At 55.2% G+C, this 15,173-nt stretch carries 13 protein-coding genes; 3 read left to right on the top strand and 10 right to left on the bottom strand.

Translation table 11 applies throughout. The annotated features are described in order from the left end of the window. Positions 1 to 69 precede the first annotated feature (69 nt). The 5 genes from ybaL to copA all read right to left on the bottom strand — a co-directional run bounded on the left by ybaL (position 70) and on the right by copA (position 7,411). A complete protein-coding gene (ybaL, locus tag ABIC79_RS11655) occupies positions 70 to 1,761 on the bottom strand; it encodes a YbaL family putative K(+) efflux transporter (RefSeq protein ID WP_037036885.1) in 1,692 nt (563 codons plus the stop codon). A 237-nt stretch (positions 1,762 to 1,998) separates the two neighbouring features. Further along, complete coding sequence (locus ABIC79_RS11660; protein ID WP_037036886.1) at positions 1,999 to 3,210, bottom strand: MFS transporter; 1,212 nt, start codon at positions 3,208 to 3,210, stop codon at positions 1,999 to 2,001. 45 nt (positions 3,211 to 3,255) lie between these two features. Beyond that, positions 3,256 to 3,735 (bottom strand): Cys-tRNA(Pro)/Cys-tRNA(Cys) deacylase YbaK, encoded by a 480-nt coding sequence (ybaK, locus tag ABIC79_RS11665; RefSeq protein ID WP_013576591.1) that lies wholly within the window; start codon positions 3,733 to 3,735, stop codon positions 3,256 to 3,258. 276 nt (positions 3,736 to 4,011) lie between these two features. After that, complete coding sequence (locus ABIC79_RS11670; RefSeq protein WP_013576590.1) at positions 4,012 to 4,818, bottom strand: TraB/GumN family protein; 807 nt, start codon at positions 4,816 to 4,818, stop codon at positions 4,012 to 4,014. Between the two features lie 49 nt (positions 4,819 to 4,867). After that, complete coding sequence (gene copA, locus ABIC79_RS11675; protein WP_354567196.1) at positions 4,868 to 7,411, bottom strand: copper-exporting P-type ATPase CopA; 2,544 nt, start codon at positions 7,409 to 7,411, stop codon at positions 4,868 to 4,870. Between the two features lie 91 nt (positions 7,412 to 7,502). Here copA and cueR point away from each other — a divergent pair, with 91 nt between their 5' ends. Further along, positions 7,503 to 7,907 (top strand): Cu(I)-responsive transcriptional regulator, encoded by a 405-nt coding sequence (cueR, locus tag ABIC79_RS11680; RefSeq protein ID WP_013576588.1) that lies wholly within the window; start codon positions 7,503 to 7,505, stop codon positions 7,905 to 7,907. On the opposite strand, the gene ABIC79_RS11685 is transcribed toward cueR, so the two are convergent. The 5 genes from ABIC79_RS11685 to tesA all read right to left on the bottom strand — a co-directional run bounded on the left by ABIC79_RS11685 (position 7,904) and on the right by tesA (position 11,989). Further along, positions 7,904 to 8,359 carry an NfeD family protein gene (locus tag ABIC79_RS11685; protein ID WP_013576587.1) on the bottom strand — a complete coding sequence of 152 codons (456 nt, stop codon included), beginning with the start codon at positions 8,357 to 8,359 and terminating at the stop codon, positions 7,904 to 7,906. The two genes, cueR and ABIC79_RS11685, sit on opposite strands and share 4 nt — an antisense overlap. Next, the gene (locus ABIC79_RS11690; RefSeq protein ID WP_037036893.1) at positions 8,359 to 9,279 is read right to left on the bottom strand and encodes an SPFH domain-containing protein; all 921 of its coding nucleotides are present in this window, start codon (positions 9,277 to 9,279) and stop codon (positions 8,359 to 8,361) included. The genes ABIC79_RS11685 and ABIC79_RS11690 overlap by 1 nt, the downstream gene beginning before the upstream one ends. Before the next feature lie 236 nt (positions 9,280 to 9,515). Continuing rightward, on the bottom strand, positions 9,516 to 10,373 hold the full coding sequence (locus ABIC79_RS11695; RefSeq protein ID WP_013576585.1) for a co-chaperone YbbN: 858 nt from the start codon (positions 10,371 to 10,373) through the stop codon (positions 9,516 to 9,518). An 87-nt stretch (positions 10,374 to 10,460) separates the two neighbouring features. Next, a complete protein-coding gene (locus tag ABIC79_RS11700) occupies positions 10,461 to 11,237 on the bottom strand; it encodes an SDR family oxidoreductase (RefSeq protein ID WP_013576584.1) in 777 nt (258 codons plus the stop codon). A 122-nt stretch (positions 11,238 to 11,359) separates the two neighbouring features. Beyond that, positions 11,360 to 11,989, bottom strand: a complete 630-nt coding sequence (gene tesA, locus ABIC79_RS11705) for a multifunctional acyl-CoA thioesterase I/protease I/lysophospholipase L1 (RefSeq protein WP_015690300.1) — start codon at positions 11,987 to 11,989, stop codon at positions 11,360 to 11,362. Between tesA and ybbA the strand changes: the two genes are divergently transcribed. Beyond that, the gene (gene ybbA / locus ABIC79_RS11710) at positions 11,960 to 12,646 is read left to right on the top strand and encodes a putative ABC transporter ATP-binding protein YbbA (protein WP_013576582.1); all 687 of its coding nucleotides are present in this window, start codon (positions 11,960 to 11,962) and stop codon (positions 12,644 to 12,646) included. The two genes, tesA and ybbA, sit on opposite strands and share 30 nt — an antisense overlap. Beyond that, positions 12,643 to 15,075 carry a putative ABC transporter permease subunit YbbP gene (gene ybbP, locus ABIC79_RS11715; RefSeq protein ID WP_354567413.1) on the top strand — a complete coding sequence of 811 codons (2,433 nt, stop codon included), beginning with the start codon at positions 12,643 to 12,645 and terminating at the stop codon, positions 15,073 to 15,075. The genes ybbA and ybbP overlap by 4 nt, the downstream gene beginning before the upstream one ends. The last annotated feature ends 98 nt before the right edge of the window (positions 15,076 to 15,173 follow it).

Raw genomic sequence — 15,173 nt, forward strand, 5'->3', positions numbered from 1 at the left:
TTTTATAAAGCCACTTAAACAGGCGCAGTGATGAACTGCGCCCTTATTTTTTTAATCACTAACAGATGATCAGATCGGGCAAAACGGACGCTTTTCGTCTTCGGTCATAATATCGATTTGAAGCATACCCAGCATGCTGTTGGCGATTTCCCGCTCGCCCATCACCACGCGATCCGCACCGCGTTCCAGGATATAGGTGACTTCATCGTCATAATGCGCACGGGCGATAATTTCGATATTTGGCCGCTTGACGCGGGCTGATGCGACGATTTCACCGGCTTCATAACCGTTGGGAATGGTCACCAGCAGCCAGCGGGCGCAGTCGAGACGCGCCAGATCCATCACTTCCTGATTGGCGGCATTGCCCAGCACCGTACTAATGCCCTGGTCACGCAGCGCCTCGACACGCGGACGCGAATTTTCAATCACCACCAGCGGGATCCCCGCAGCCTGAAGTTTCTCGCCGAGCAGGCTGCCGACGCGTCCGTAACCGACCAGCAGTGCGTGATTGCACAAATCGAACGGGATTTGCTTCTCGTCTTCAACCGCTTCTTCAACGCTCTGGTCTTCGATGGTTTCCGTTTTCGCCAGATATTTTTCCAGCAGCGTGAACAGCAGCGGGTTAAACATAATCGACAGAATTGCCCCCGCCAGCACCAGATTACGGCCATGTTCAGACAGCAGTCCCAGCGAAATCCCCAGACCGGCGAGAATAAAGGCGAATTCGCCGATCTGCGCCAGACTGACGGAAATCGTCAGCGCGGTGCGTTTGGAATGCCCGAACATCTTCACCAGCAGGAACGCGGCAATGGATTTACCGAACACGATGATCGCCAGTGTGGCGATCACGGTCAGCGGTTCACGCACCAGAATCATCGGGTCGAATAGCATGCCAACCGAGACGAAGAACAGCACCGCGAAGGCATCGCGCAGTGGTAACGTGTCGTGCGCGGCACGCTGGCTGAGTTCGGATTCATTGAGCACCATACCGGCGAAGAACGCGCCCAGCGCGAACGACACATCAAAGAATTCCACGGCGCCGTAAGCGATGCCCAGCGCCAGTGCCAGAACTGACAGCGTAAACAGTTCACGTGAACCGGTGCTGGCGGTTTTGGCGAGGATCCACGGCACTACACGGCGGCCCACCACCATCATCAGCACCATAAACGCGATCACTTTACCAATCGTCACGGCAAGGCCGGTGAGCAGTTCTACCGGGCTGGAGTGATGGCTTTCCAGCATGCCGCTGAACGCAGGCAGCAGAACCAGCGTCAGCACCATCACCAGGTCTTCAACAATCAGCCAGCCGATGGCGATTTGCCCGCGCTGGCTTTCAATCAGTTGCCGTTCTTCCAGCGCCCGCAGCAACACCACGGTACTGGCGGTGGACAGACACAGCCCGAACACCAGTCCGGTGGCCAGATCCCAGCCCATCAGGCTTGATAATCCCATTCCAAGCAGTGTTGCAACCGCGATTTGCGCTACAGCGCCGGGAATGGCTATCGACTTTACGGCGAGTAAATCTTTCAGAGAAAAATGCAAACCTACGCCAAACATCAGCAGGATGACGCCGATTTCTGCCAGCTCCGGTGCCAGTGAAGTGTCTGCAACGAAGCCCGGTGTAAACGGACCGGCCAGCACGCCAGCAGCGAGATAGCCAACCAGAGGAGAAATTCGCAGGCGGTTGGCGAGCATTCCTAACAGGAACGCTAAGACCAGACCGCCAACGATGGTAGTGATGAGAGGCGTAGAATGATGCATTCAGACTCCTTCTGGTTATGCATAAAGCAAATATGTTGCTGATTGTTTCTAAGTTTATGGTAAAAATCGTTTTCACGTTGGGGAATTTTGGCCTTTTTTATTTAAAATCATCAGCAGACGATAAAAAAAATTCCAACGCGGGATTTAAATGGGTTTTATCAGGCAGATATCAAGGGAATAAGGGTTCAGACGCTGCCGATATTTAACTATCGGCAGCCGGGAAGGAAAGGTTAATGGCTATTTGCGTTCTATATTTGGCAGGAATGCTGTCAGGATCCCGAGCAACGGCAGGAAGGCACAAATCTGATACACCAGTTCGATACTGGTTTTATCGGCCACATAGCCGAGCACCGCAGCCCCCAGCCCGCCCATGCCAAAGGCCAGACCGAAGAACAGGCCGGAAACCATGCCGACTTTGCCCGGCATCAGCTCCTGCGCGAACACCAGAATGGCTGAGAATGCCGAGGCGAGGATCACGCCGATAATCACGCTAAGCACGCTGGTCCACATCAGACTGGCGTGCGGCAAAAGTAGTGTAAATGGCGCGACGCCGAGAATTGAAGCCCAAATGACGTATTTGCGCCCAATCTTATCACCCACCGGCCCGCCGATAATGGTGCCCGCAGCCACTGCAAACAGAAAAACAAACAGATGGATTTGTGCGCTTTGCACCGATACACCAAATTTATGGATCAGGTAAAAGGTGTAATAGCTGCTCAGGCTGGTCAGGTAGAAGTACTTGGAAAATATCAGGATTAGCAAAATACCCAGTGACATCGCCACCGTTTTACGTGGCAACAGGGTCACATGACTTTTCACCGGCCCGCGCGTTTTGGCGATCAGGTTTTGCTGGCGATACCATTTACTGATTTGCAGTAACACCACAATGCCGAGCAGCGCAGCCAGTGAGAACCACGCTACATTGCCTTTACCGTAAGGCGCAATAATCAGTGCAGCCAGCAGCGGGCCGAGGGAAGCGCCGAAATTACCGCCCACCTGGAACAGCGATTGCGCCAGCCCGTGACGACCGCCGGAAGCCATGCGTGCCACGCGCGAAGACTCAGGGTGGAAAACCGAAGAACCCGTCCCGACCAGCGCCGCCGCCAGCAGCACGACAGGGAAACTCTGCGCCACAGCCAGCAGCAGCAGCCCGGAGAGCGTAAAGCCCATGCCGACCGGCAAAGAATAGGGTTGCGGATGTTTGTCGGTGTAATAGCCGATCAGCGGCTGCAACAGTGATGCGGTGATCTGATACGTCAGCGTGATCAGCCCGATCTGTGTGAAGCTCAGAGAGAACTCGTTTTGCAGCAACGGATAAATCGCCAGTATCAGCGACTGGATCATGTCATTAAGCAGGTGAGAAACGCTGATCGCCGCCAGAATAGAAAACGCAGTCTTTTTGACTGCGTCTTTCTGCGGGCTGGCTGGCGTTGACGTCGTGTCTGTCATAGCAGAGGAAGCCTTCTTATTGTAGAGGTGCAGAGTACCGGCCTGTCAGCTGATTTTCGCGATCTCAGCAAACTGACCTTTCAGTAAGCGACAAAGATCACCTGCCGCCAGTTCAATATCAAGGCCGCGTTTACCGCCTGAAACATAAATGGTATTGAACGTCTGCGCCGGGCTGTCGATCACCGTGGGCAGCAGCTTTTTCTGTCCGAGGGGACTGATGCCACCGACCAGATAACCGGTAACGCGTTGTGCAATCATAGGATCCGCCATATCGGCTTTTTTCGCCCCCAGCGCTTTCGCGACTTTTTTTAAGTCCAGTTGGGATGCCACCGGCGTGACCGCCACGGCCAGATTTTTAGCATCGCCATTCAACGAAACCAGCAGGGTTTTATAAACCTGACGGGCGTCCAGACCGAGTTTTTTTACGGCTTCATCGCCAAAATTGGTTTCATCGCTGCTGTGTTCATACGGATGAAGGGTGAAGCTGACTTTATTCTTTTCCAGGAGTAATACGGCAGGGGTCATAGCCTGTCTCCTCTGTTTTATTTTATGTTGTTGTTCGAAATTTCATCACCTGTTCAATCTGATGAAATTAAACAATAAAGTGCACTTAATAAGCGAAGGAGAAATAGTAGAGCAATGAATGGTTATTGCCAAGACCCAACACAGATTGCTACCCTGTGCCAGCCGGTGTTGCGCCTGTAAAGGCTGACACTGAAGCTATAACTAATAAAATGAAATTCCTCTTTGACTGGCCGATAGAAATATCGGCCATTTTTTTAATCTCCGTCATCCTTCAGGCTATCTCTTCTTTGCGAGTAATTCCGGCAGATTCCCTTCGCCATACAAATGCAGCGCACCTACTGCGACCACATAGTTTCCCGCCGGGAGATCCAGCAACAGTTGTTTCCAGCGAATGTTTCGCTGATTCATCAGGATATCGTACAAATCGCTGCTGAAAGTGTTAGGCAATTGCTCGGTCGCCAGCCCCGGTTTGGTATCCAGCCACCAGCTGATCATGGTTTGCAGCAAGCGGGCATTGGTGTGCCAGTGCGTCAGGGTATCTTCCAGCAGCGTGAGTCCGCCATCTGGCAACTGCTGCAATAATTCGAACTGTTCCTGCGGACCTTCCAGTTCGATGATTTTCGTCCCCTGCTTTTTGGCGGTCTGCAACAGCTGATAATCAATGCCGTAATTTCCGCGCAACCCGAGGCGCTGCGCCTGCGTGGCCTGCAACATCAGTGCCACCTGCCACGAGGGCAGCGGATTGAGCGTCCACATGGATACGCCCAGTTCTTCGCATAAACGTTCGACGTGCAGATACTGGGATTCGGGCAGACGTTCGGCCAGTGGCGGAAATTCGCCGGTCATGCTGAAGGGAGATTCCGTGCCGCTGATATCGGCTTCGACAATCAGTGCATCGGCTTTTTGCAGGCGGCGCAACAGGGGGGCGGGCAGGGGGTGCATGTCCTGCGTGCCCATATGAATGCTGCCGACCAGATGCAGGGAGCGGTTGCCGGGAAGCTGAATATCAATGGCGGGATAAGAATACTCGACGGGAAACAACTTGCGGAACCCGCTTAATACCCGGTTGAAAAAATGCGCCATAGTGCATGGTCTCCCGAAAAATGAGAGACCATGCTAACGCGTCATCGTTTTAGCGAACAGGGGAAACGTCTTGTTTTTTCGGCTTAAAGTGCAACAGGCGATTTGCGTTAGCGACGACGGTAATGGATGACAGTGCCATCGCTGCACCTGCCACGACCGGGCTGAGCAAGGTACCGGTCAGCGGATAAAGCACACCAGCCGCAACGGGAATGCCAATCACGTTATAGATAAAAGCGCCCAGCAGGTTCTGCTTCATGTTACGCAGCGTCGCCTGAGACATCGCCAGCGCATCGGCGACACCGTGCAGACTCGGACGCATCAGGGTAATGGCCGCTGTTTCGATCGCCACATCGCTGCCTCCGCCCATCGCAATCCCGACATCGGCCTGCGCCAGTGCCGGGGCATCATTAATGCCGTCGCCGATCATGGCGACCTGCCGGCCTTTGTCCTGCAACGCTTTAATGGCATCGGCTTTGCCTTCGGGACGCACACCGGCAATCACTTTATCGATTCCTGCTTGTGCGGCAATTGCCTGAGCGGTACGCGGATTGTCGCCGGTCAGCATCACCAGCTGATACCCAAGCTGATGCAGACGTTGTAAGGCGCTGACGCTGTCTTCACGTAATGGGTCACGCAGTGCGAACAGCGCCGCCAGTTGTCCGTTTGCCGCCAGTAATACCGGTGTTGCGCCTTCGCCTGCCATGCTTTCCAGCAGAGTGTTGGCATCCACGGTATCCACGCCATTTTCCTGCATCAGCGCCTGATTACCCAGTAATAACGCCGTACCGTCAACATCGCCGCGTAAACCCAGACCGCCAAGGGTACGGAAATTCAGCACGTCAGGAATGTCCAGCCCGCCAGCTTTTTCAACAATCGCCTGCGCCAGCGGGTGGTGCGAGCCTTTTTCCAGCGCGGCGGCAAAGCGCAGCGCCTGCTGTTCACGGATACCGCCAAAGGTGTATGTATCCGTCACTTTCGGCTGGCCTTCCGTCAGCGTCCCGGTTTTATCAAATACCAGCGTGGTGAGGGTACTGGCTTTTTGCAGCGCATCGGCATCACGCACCAGTACGCCGAATTCCGCCGCACGGCCGACGCCCGCGGTAACCGACATCGGCGTCGCTAATCCCAGCGCACAAGGACAGGCGATAATCAGCACGGTAGTGACGATCACCAGCGTATACATCAGTTGTGGCTGCGGACCAAAGAAGTACCAGATTGCGCCACTGAACAAAGCAATCAGCACTACGGCGGGCACGAAGACAGAAGATATTTTATCTGCCAGCTTACCGATTTCAGGCTTGCTGCTCTGGGCTTCGCGCACCAGTTTGATGATCCGCGAAAGGGTCGTCTGGCTGCCGATAGCGTCAGCGCGGAACAGCACGCTGCCGTCTTTGACCAGCGTCCCCGCATGCACTTTTTCACCCTGGGATTTCTGCTGTGGGATGGGTTCGCCGGTCAGCATAGCTTCATCCATCCAGGCTTCGCCGCTTTGAATTTCACCGTCAACCGGCACACGATCACCGGTGGTGAGCCGCAGCGTCATGCCTTGCTGTATTTCAGCCAGCGGCAGGGTTTTTTCGCCTTCTGCGGTGACAACGCGTGCGGTCGGTGGGGTCAGGTCCAGCAAGCGTTCGAGTGCTTTTGATGAACGCTGACGTCCGCGTTGTTCCAGCGCGTGACCCAGATTAATCAGGCCAATAATCATCACGCTGGCTTCATAGTAAAGATGGCGCGCCTGCATCGGGAACGCGTCCGGCCACAGGCTGACAGCGAAGGAGAAAATCCACGCTGCGCCGGTACCGAGTGACACCAGCGTGTCCATATTCGCGCTGCCGTGCATCAGGTTTTTCCATGCACTGCGGTAAAAATGCCCGCCAGCGACAATCATAATCAGCAATGTCAGCAGGCCGATAATCAGCCAGCCGGTCTGATTACCGGCGGTGACCATCATTTCGCCGCCGAGCAATCCCCATAACATCATCGGGATACCGGCAGCCAGGCCGAGCGCTGCCTGCCAGCTAAAGCGGATCATGCTTTTGCGTGAGGTTTGTTGCTGGCGCTCACGGCGTTCGGTTTCGTCGATAATAATTTCAGCGCCATAACCGGCACGTTCAACGGCGGCAATCAGTGCGTTTTGATCAGCTTTGCCGCTGACCAGCGCACTGCGTTCCGCCAGATTGACCCGTGCCTGCTCGACACCATTCACGCCTTCCAGCGCCCGTTGCACTTTACTGACACAACTGGCGCAGCTCATGCCGCTGAGCAATAATTGCACGCTGTCATCAGCGGCTTGCGGGGCGTGAGTCTCAGCCGGAACAGGTGACGCAGCCGCTGACAGGGGTTCCGGCAAAACACTCGCCTTATCGGTCAGCGGCTCAGATTTTGGGGATGTATCTCCTGCAACCTGCGCGTCGTAGCCGGCGTTCACTACGGCGTCGATCAGGCTCTGGCTGCTGGCATCGCCTTTGACGATGGCTTTATCCAGAGAGACTTCTACAGAGGTGGTGCCTTCAACCGCTTCCAGCGCTTTCCGCGTTGAAGCGACACAGTGCCCGCAGGACAAGCCTTGCAGGGATAATATGGTAGTCGTCATGATGAATTTCCTTTTTGCCTTGACCTGATTGTCAAATTTCACTAGTTATAGAGCATAAACCTTCCAGCAAGGGTAAGGTCAAGGAGGCAAAATGAACATCAGTGATGTGGCGAAAAAAACCGGGCTGACCAGCAAAGCGATTCGTTTTTATGAAGAGAAAGGGCTGGTCACCGCACCGGCTCGCAGTGAAAACGGCTACCGCAGCTATGCACAAAAACATATCGAAGAACTGACGTTGTTGCGCCAGGCGCGGCAGGTTGGTTTTACGCTGGAAGAGTGTCAGGAGCTGGTGGCATTATTCCACAATCCTGACAGGCACAGTGCTGACGTAAAAGCGCGGACATTAGAAAAGGCCGCCGAAATTGCGCGGCACATTGAAGAACTGAAAGTGATGCGTGAGCGCTTACTGACGCTGGCGGAATCCTGCCCCGGCGACGAGGGGGCGGATTGCCCGATCATCGATAATCTCAGCGGCTGCTGTCATAACAAACATTAACGCGCATCGGGTTCTACGCGCAGCGTCGCCCCTTCCACGCCGGTGATAACGACTTTGTCCCCGACGTTCAGAGGGGAGCTGCAGATCGCACGCCAGCTGCTGTCACCGATTTGTACCCGTGTGAACTGGTTAGTTACCGGTTCCAGCACCGTAGCGTAAGTGCCCACTAATTGCTGGCCTCGCTGATTGAGTGCGGCATTGCCGGAAGATTTATCCACCCGCTGGTTCAGCCACTTCCACCACAGCCACGCCGCCAGAATGGTCAGCAGGGCAAATGCCGTGCCCTGCCATGCCCACGGCAGCGGCAGGATCCACGTGACAGCACCCACCAGGGCCGCCGCCACGCCGCTCCACAGCAAGTAACCACTCGCACCCACCAGCTCAGCTGCCAGTAACAGGCCACCCAGAGACAGCCAGAATACGTGCGGATTTGCCATGAAATCATGCAGCATTATTTGCCGCCTTTGGTTTCTTTCAGCAACTCAGCAATTCCGCCAATGGAGCCCATCAGACTGGTGGCATCCAGCGGCATCATGATGATTTTGCTGTTATTGGCAGAACCGATTTTCGTCAGGGCATCGGTATATTTTTGTGCCACGAAGTAGTTAATCGCCCGCACATCACCGGCCGCAATCGCCTCGGACACCATTTTGGTGGCCTGGGCTTCCGCTTCCGCCGCACGTTCACGCGCTTCTGCCTGCAGGAATGCTGACTGACGCTCACCTTCGGCTTTCAGAATTTGCGACTGTTTTTCACCTTCAGCACGTAAAATGGCGGACTGACGTACACCTTCGGCTTCCAGAATGTCGGCACGTTTTGTACGTTCGGCTTTCATCTGTGCGTTCATCGCAGAGATCAGTTCAGCCGGTGGGCGCACATCACGGATCTCGATACGGGTGATTTTCACGCCCCACGGATTGGTAGCTTCATCGACGATATGCAGCAAACGTGCGTTGATGTTGTCGCGTTGTGACAACATTTCGTCCAGTTCCATCGAGCCGAGAACGGTACGGAAGTTGGTCATCGTCAGGTTAACGATCGCCTGCTCCAGATTGCTGACTTCATAGGCGGCGCGCGCCGGGTCAATCACCTGAATGAAACACACCGCATCGATGGCAACATTGGCGTTATCGCGGGAAATCACTTCCTGAGAAGGAATATCCAGTACCTGTTCCATCATATTGATTTTGCGACCGATGCGGTCGACAAACGGCACCACCAGGTTCAGCCCCGGCATCAGGGTTTTGGTATAGCGGCCAAAACGTTCGACGGTCCACTGGTAGCCCTGGGGCACGATCTTGATCCCGGCGTACACCATCAGCAGCGCCAGTACGATCAGAATAAGGATAGGGATGGGAATAAGGTCAAACATAGTATGAAACTCCTGTAAAACTGTGTTCTGACTATCCACGGGGGAATAATCGAATAAAAACATGTCCCTGGCGCACTCACCGACCGGTCAGGCGCGTGTTCAATTGTCGCACAAATCGTTAAGTCATCGTATTAATAAAAGGATAGTTCAGAGGATAAAAGACGGGGGAAATGCTAAAAAAAACGCACGTCCGGAGAAGTGACGTGCGCAGGGCGTTTACGGTGAAACCGGATGAATCAATAGAGCAGGGAATATAACTGGCGGCGGTATTTGGCGGCCAGCGCATCGCCGGTGCCGAGTGCTGCCATAATATCCATCAGCGTTTTACGTGCCGCACCGTTCGCCGCCCCTAAGTCTTTCTTCAGCGGAGCCATCAGCAGTTCCAGCGCTTCTTCATTACGCCCGACCTGATGAAGTTGCAGGCTGAGTTTGACCACCAGCTCGGCATTCTCAGGATCCTGCGACAACGCCTGCTGAAGTTGCTGAATTTCCGGCGTATCGGCGGCCTGTTTCAGCAACTCGATCTGCGCAATCAGCCCCTGATAACGGGAATCTTTATCCTGTAACGGAATGGTCGCCAGCACGGCTTCGGCATCGTCAGTACGGTTCAGATTAATTTGTGTTTCCGCCAGCAACAAACCGATGTCACTGCGCTGATTGCTCAACTGCCATGCTTCTTTCAGCAACGGCAGGGCACCATTCACATCGCCCGCTTGCAACATTTCCTGCGCCTGAGCCAGTTTCAGCTCTTCTTCTTTCGGCAACACTTTCTGCAGCAGTTCGCGGATCACTTCTTCCGGCTGCGGACCCTGGAAACCATCGACCGGCTGACCGTCTTTGAACAGATAAACGGCAGGGATCGAGCGCAGACCAAACTGCTGGGCGATCATCTGCTCGGCATCGCAGTCCACTTTTGCCAGGATTAGCTGACCGGCGTATTCGACGGCCAGTTTGTCGAGAACCGGACCCAGTTGCAGGCAATGCTGGCTGCGTTCAGACCAGAAATAGAACATCACCGGCACAGACATGGATTGTTCCAGCGTCTGGTGCAGGTTGGTTTCGTTGATATCGATTACTGTAGGTTGTGCAAGCATGAATTCGTTCTCTCTGACTAAGGCGTTTAAAGCATTACTAAAGAAATGGGGGCGACGCGAGCTGCTTCAACCCCGTATCGCTTTTACTTAGCTGTTTCCGCGTAATATTTTGTCCAGCACGCGCGCGGGCAACAGGCGTTTCAGCACCGTCAGTGCATGGGCGACCAGTGTGACCGGATAACGCAGGCGCGCGCGCGGATGTTCTAAAGCATGGTGCAGTTTGGGTAAAACCGCCTCCGGCTTGAGTGTAAAACGACGGGCAATACCCGGATTTTCGACCGGCTGGTCGGTCTGCGACTGACTCACATTGGAGGTGAAATTACTGCTCAGCGGGCCGGGTTCAATCAGGCTGACCTGAATACCGGTGCCGTGCAGCTCCATGCGCAGTGTGTCGGACCAGGCCTCCAGTGCAAATTTACTGGCAGCATACACGCCCCGGCGCGGCGTAGTGATCAGCCCCATCACCGAGCTGGTCTGGATAATACGGCCTTCGCCGTGTGGCAACATGGCGGGTAACAGAAGCTGCGTCAGCTGATGTGTACCAAATAAATTGGTGGAAAATTGTTGTTCGAACTGCTCACGGCTGATGCTGCTGAGCGGGCCATAAACGCCGTAACCCGCATTATTAAACAAGCCATACAGACGGTTGCCTGTCAGCGCAATGACCTCGGCGGCCGCAAGTTCGACGCTCTGTTTATCATCAAGATCACACTGAATAGTTTCAAACCCCATCTGCTGCAGCGTGTCGATATCCTGCGTTTTCCGACATGCCGCCAGTACCCGATAACCGCGTGCGCGCAAATCCTGTGCGGCAACCAGCCCGATACCGCTGGAACAACCGGTGATTAATACTGCTTTTTGCATAACTTTACCTGTGAGGTGTCCCTATTTTTTATGACTGTGATTTACTAGGGAGTCGGGTGAAAAAGGTAACGTCTTGGTTTTGCTCACGTCCCGGTATTATTTTTATTCGTCGTATTTTAACCCTAATGCGTCAGCAGCGGCGTGAGTTTTTCTGACATCCATCCGGCAATAAACGATTGTGCTGCCAGCGCAGGATGTAAACCGTCGTCCTGCATCCATTCAGGTTTCACGGCGACCTGCTCCATAAAGAACGGCACCAGCGGGATGTTTTCCTGCTTTGCCAGCGCCGGATAAATGGCGTAGAACGCGTCGCCGTAGCGGCGGCCATAATTGGGTGGCAGACGGATTTGCATCAGCAACGGTTGGGCATTGCTCTGTTTTACCTGTTCAATCACCTGTTGCAGCGTCCGGGAAAGGGTTTGTGGCGGGAAACCCCGCAATCCGTCGTTGGCGCCCAGTTCAATCAGCACCCAGCGGGGGTGATGTTGTTGCAGCAAGGATGGCAGGCGTGCCAGCCCTTGTTCAGCGGTATCGCCGCTGATACTGGCGTTAATTATGGTGGGCTTACCACCTTCTTTTTGCCATGTGTTATTCAGTAATGTCGGCCAGGATTCGGCTACCGGAAGGCGATAGACTGCACTCAAACTGTCGCCAATAATCAGCAAGTTATCAGCAGCAACGGCGCGAAAACTCAATAATCCTAACAACATAAGGAAGGGGAGATGCCAGCGGAAAATGTTCTTGAAGTTCATCATCTAAGTAAGCACGTCGGTCAGGGTGAAGGTCAGCTCACCATCCTGTCCGGTGTGGAGCTGGTTGTCAAACCTGCCCAGACAATTGCCCTGATTGGCGAATCCGGTTCCGGTAAATCCACCTTGCTGGGCATTCTTGCCGGGCTGGATGATGGCACCCAGGGTGATGTGAAATTACTGGGCAAATCCCTCAGCGAACTCAATGAGGAAGGGCGCGCGGCGCTACGGGCAAAAAATGTCGGTTTCGTGTTCCAGTCTTTCATGCTGGTGCCGACACTCAACGCACTGGAAAACGTCCAGCTTCCTGCGTTGTTGCGCGGTGAAAGCGACAGCAGCAGTCGTCAGCAGGCCGTGCAGTTACTGGAAAGTCTCGGGCTGGGCGGGCGTCTGCATCATCTTCCGGCGCAGCTTTCCGGCGGCGAACAACAGCGTGTGGCGCTGGCGCGGGCATTCATCGGCAAGCCGAAATTATTGTTTGCCGATGAGCCGACCGGCAATCTGGATCGCGTGACCGGCGAGCGTATTGTCGATTTGCTGTTTTCACTGAACCGCGATGCGGCAACGACGCTGATTCTGGTCACCCATGACGAACAGCTGGCGGCGCGCTGTCAGCGGCGGTTGCGTCTGCGTGACGGGAAATTATGGGAGGAAGCATGATCTGGCGCTGGTTCTGGCGGGAATGGCGTTCGCCTTCGCTGCTGATCGTCTGGCTGGCGCTGACCCTGGCAGTGGCCTGTGTGCTGGCGCTTGGCAGTATCAGCGACCGCATGGACAAAGGGCTGAGTCAGCAAAGCCGTGAGTTTATCGCCGGGGATCGCGTCCTGCGTTCCGCGCATCCGATTACGGAAGCCTGGTTGCAGGATGCACAGTCGCAGGGGCTGAAAGTCAGCCGTCAGCTCTCTTTTATGACCATGACGTTTGCCGGCGAAACGCCGCAACTGGCGGCGGTGAAAGCCACCGATCTGGCATATCCGCTGTATGGCGCGTTACAAACCGAACCGGCAGGACTGAAACCTGAACCGGGAACGGTGCTGGTCGCGCCGCGCCTGCTGGCACTGCTGAACGTAAAAGTCGGCGACAATCTGGATGTCGGAGATACCACGCTGAAAATTGCCGGTGTGATTGTTCAGGAACCGGATTCGGGCTTTAACCCGTTCCAGACTGCGCCCCGGGTGATCATGAATCTGGAAGACGTGCCGAAAACCGGGGCTGTTCAGCCGGGCAGTCGTCTGACCTATCGCTATATGTTTGCCGGTTCGCCGCAAGCGATTCAAAGTTACGGCGAAGCGATAAAAGGGCTGCTTAAGCCTGAACAACGCTGGAGCGGGATGGAGGATTCCGACGGGGCGCTGGGCAAATCATTACAGCGCTCTCAGCAATTCCTCACGCTGTCGGCACTGCTGACCCTGATGCTGTCAATCGCCGCGATTGCCGTGTCGATGGGGCATTACTGCCGCAGCCGTTATGATCTGGTTGCGGTCCTGAAAACGCTGGGTGCCGGGAAAAAGGCGCTGCAAAAACTGATTATCGGTCAGTGGCTGGCGGTGCTGGCGCTGGCGGGGTTGTGCGGCAGCGTGGTTGGTCTGGCATTTGAAGCCATCCTGATGAAAGTGCTGGCGCCGGTTTTGCCTGCAGAATTACCGCCTGCCGGTGGCTGGCCGTGGGTGTGGTCGATGGGCGCGATGGTGGTGATCTCGCTGTTGATCGGCATTCGTCCGTATCGCCAGTTGCTTGCGACCCAGCCACTGCGGGTGCTGCGCCATGATGTGGTGGCAAATGTCTGGCCGCTGCGTTATTTCCTGCCGGTGATGGTTGTGGTAGTGGTGGGTTTGCTGGCGGCGCTGATGGGCGGCAGTTCGCTGCTCTGGTCATTGCTGGCGGGCGTACTGGTACTTTCGCTGCTGCTTGGTCTGATTGGCTGGGGGGCGCTGCTGCTGTTACGCAAGCTGACATTCCGTCAGTTACCGCTGCGTCTGGCGGTCAACCGTCTGCTGCGTCAGCCGTGGGTGACGCTCAGCCAACTGGCGGCATTCTCGATGTCATTTATGTTGCTGGCGTTGCTGCTGGTGATGCGCGGGGATTTACTGGATCGCTGGGAGCAACAACTGCCGCCGGACAGCCCGAATTACTTCCTGCTTAATATCACCAAAGACCAAATCCCGCAGGTGACGGATTTCCTGCATCAGCATAACGCGCAACCGGAAACCTTCTACCCGATTGTGCGGGTACGTCTGACGAAGATTAACGACAAAGTTGCCACTGATATCATCAAACCGGATGACGCAGGGGGAGAGGCGGTCAACCGTGAACTGAATCTGACCTGGATGCAGGGACTGCCGGATCACAATCCGCTGGTTGCAGGCAACGGACCGCCGAAAGCCGGTGAAGTGTCGGTAGATGAAGGGCTGGCGGGGCGTCTGGGACTGAAGCTGGGCGATACCGTCACGTTCAGCGGTGATACGCAGGAATTCAGCGCCAAAATCACCAGCCTGCGTAAAGTGGACTGGGACAGCCTGAAGCCGAATTTCTACTTCATCTTCCCGCCGGGTGCGCTGGATGCACAACCGCAAAGCTGGCTGACCAGTTTCCGTTATCACGGTGATGTCAGCACCATCACGCAGCTTAACCGTCAGTTCCCGACGCTGAGTTTGCTGGATATCGGCTCGATCCTGCGTCAGGTCGGCCAGGTATTACAGCAGGTGAGCAGGGCGCTGGAAGTGATGGTGATCCTGGTGATGCTGTGCGGCGGATTGCTGCTGCTGGCGCAGATTCAGGTTGGCATGCGTCAGCGCCGTCAGGAGCTGATTGTTTACCGCACGCTGGGTGCCAGCAAAAAAATGCTGCACCGGACATTGTGGTGTGAATTTGCCGTGCTCGGGCTGGTGGCGGGGATCGCCGCCGCCATCGGCGCGGAAGCTGCATTGTGGCTACTGCAACGCCAGGTTTTCGATTTCCCATGGGAACCGAATTATCTGATGTGGATTGCGGTACCGGTGGTCAGCGCGGTGCTGCTGTCGGTTTGCGGCGGTTGGCTGGGTGTGCGGTTGCTGCGGGGGCGGGCGTTGTTCCGGCAATACGACTCGTAGTTTCTAAACTCCTCCCCCTGCGAAGGGGGAGGCAGGGAGGGGGTTTTAATGGCTAACTGTTTGTCAAAGCACACTTTAACTATGAGATTTTGACCTTA

Origin of the sequence: Rahnella sp. 2050 (genome assembly GCF_040544515.1) — a bacterium.
In the GTDB taxonomy this organism is placed as follows: Bacteria; Pseudomonadota; Gammaproteobacteria; order Enterobacterales; family Enterobacteriaceae; genus Rahnella; species Rahnella aceris.

Excerpts from the sequence above, each read along its gene's own strand:
- ABIC79_RS11660 (WP_037036886.1), bottom strand. The coding sequence starts at position 3,210 with ATGACAGACACGACGTCAACGCCAGCCAGCCCGCAGAAAGACGCAGTC.
- ybbP (WP_354567413.1), top strand. The coding sequence starts at position 12,643 with ATGATCTGGCGCTGGTTCTGGCGGGAATGGCGTTCGCCTTCGCTGCTG.
- cueR (WP_013576588.1), top strand. The coding sequence starts at position 7,503 with ATGAACATCAGTGATGTGGCGAAAAAAACCGGGCTGACCAGCAAAGCG.
- ABIC79_RS11700 (WP_013576584.1), bottom strand. The coding sequence starts at position 11,237 with ATGCAAAAAGCAGTATTAATCACCGGTTGTTCCAGCGGTATCGGGCTG.
- ABIC79_RS11695 (WP_013576585.1), bottom strand. The coding sequence starts at position 10,373 with ATGCTTGCACAACCTACAGTAATCGATATCAACGAAACCAACCTGCAC.
- ABIC79_RS11690 (WP_037036893.1), bottom strand. The coding sequence starts at position 9,279 with ATGTTTGACCTTATTCCCATCCCTATCCTTATTCTGATCGTACTGGCG.
- ABIC79_RS11670 (WP_013576590.1), bottom strand. The coding sequence starts at position 4,818 with ATGGCGCATTTTTTCAACCGGGTATTAAGCGGGTTCCGCAAGTTGTTT.
- ABIC79_RS11685 (WP_013576587.1), bottom strand. The coding sequence starts at position 8,359 with ATGCTGCATGATTTCATGGCAAATCCGCACGTATTCTGGCTGTCTCTG.
- ybbA (WP_013576582.1), top strand. The coding sequence starts at position 11,960 with ATGCCAGCGGAAAATGTTCTTGAAGTTCATCATCTAAGTAAGCACGTC.
- ybaK (WP_013576591.1), bottom strand. The coding sequence starts at position 3,735 with ATGACCCCTGCCGTATTACTCCTGGAAAAGAATAAAGTCAGCTTCACC.
- tesA (WP_015690300.1), bottom strand. The coding sequence starts at position 11,989 with ATGAACTTCAAGAACATTTTCCGCTGGCATCTCCCCTTCCTTATGTTG.
- copA (WP_354567196.1), bottom strand. The coding sequence starts at position 7,411 with ATGACGACTACCATATTATCCCTGCAAGGCTTGTCCTGCGGGCACTGT.
- ybaL (WP_037036885.1), bottom strand. The coding sequence starts at position 1,761 with ATGCATCATTCTACGCCTCTCATCACTACCATCGTTGGCGGTCTGGTC.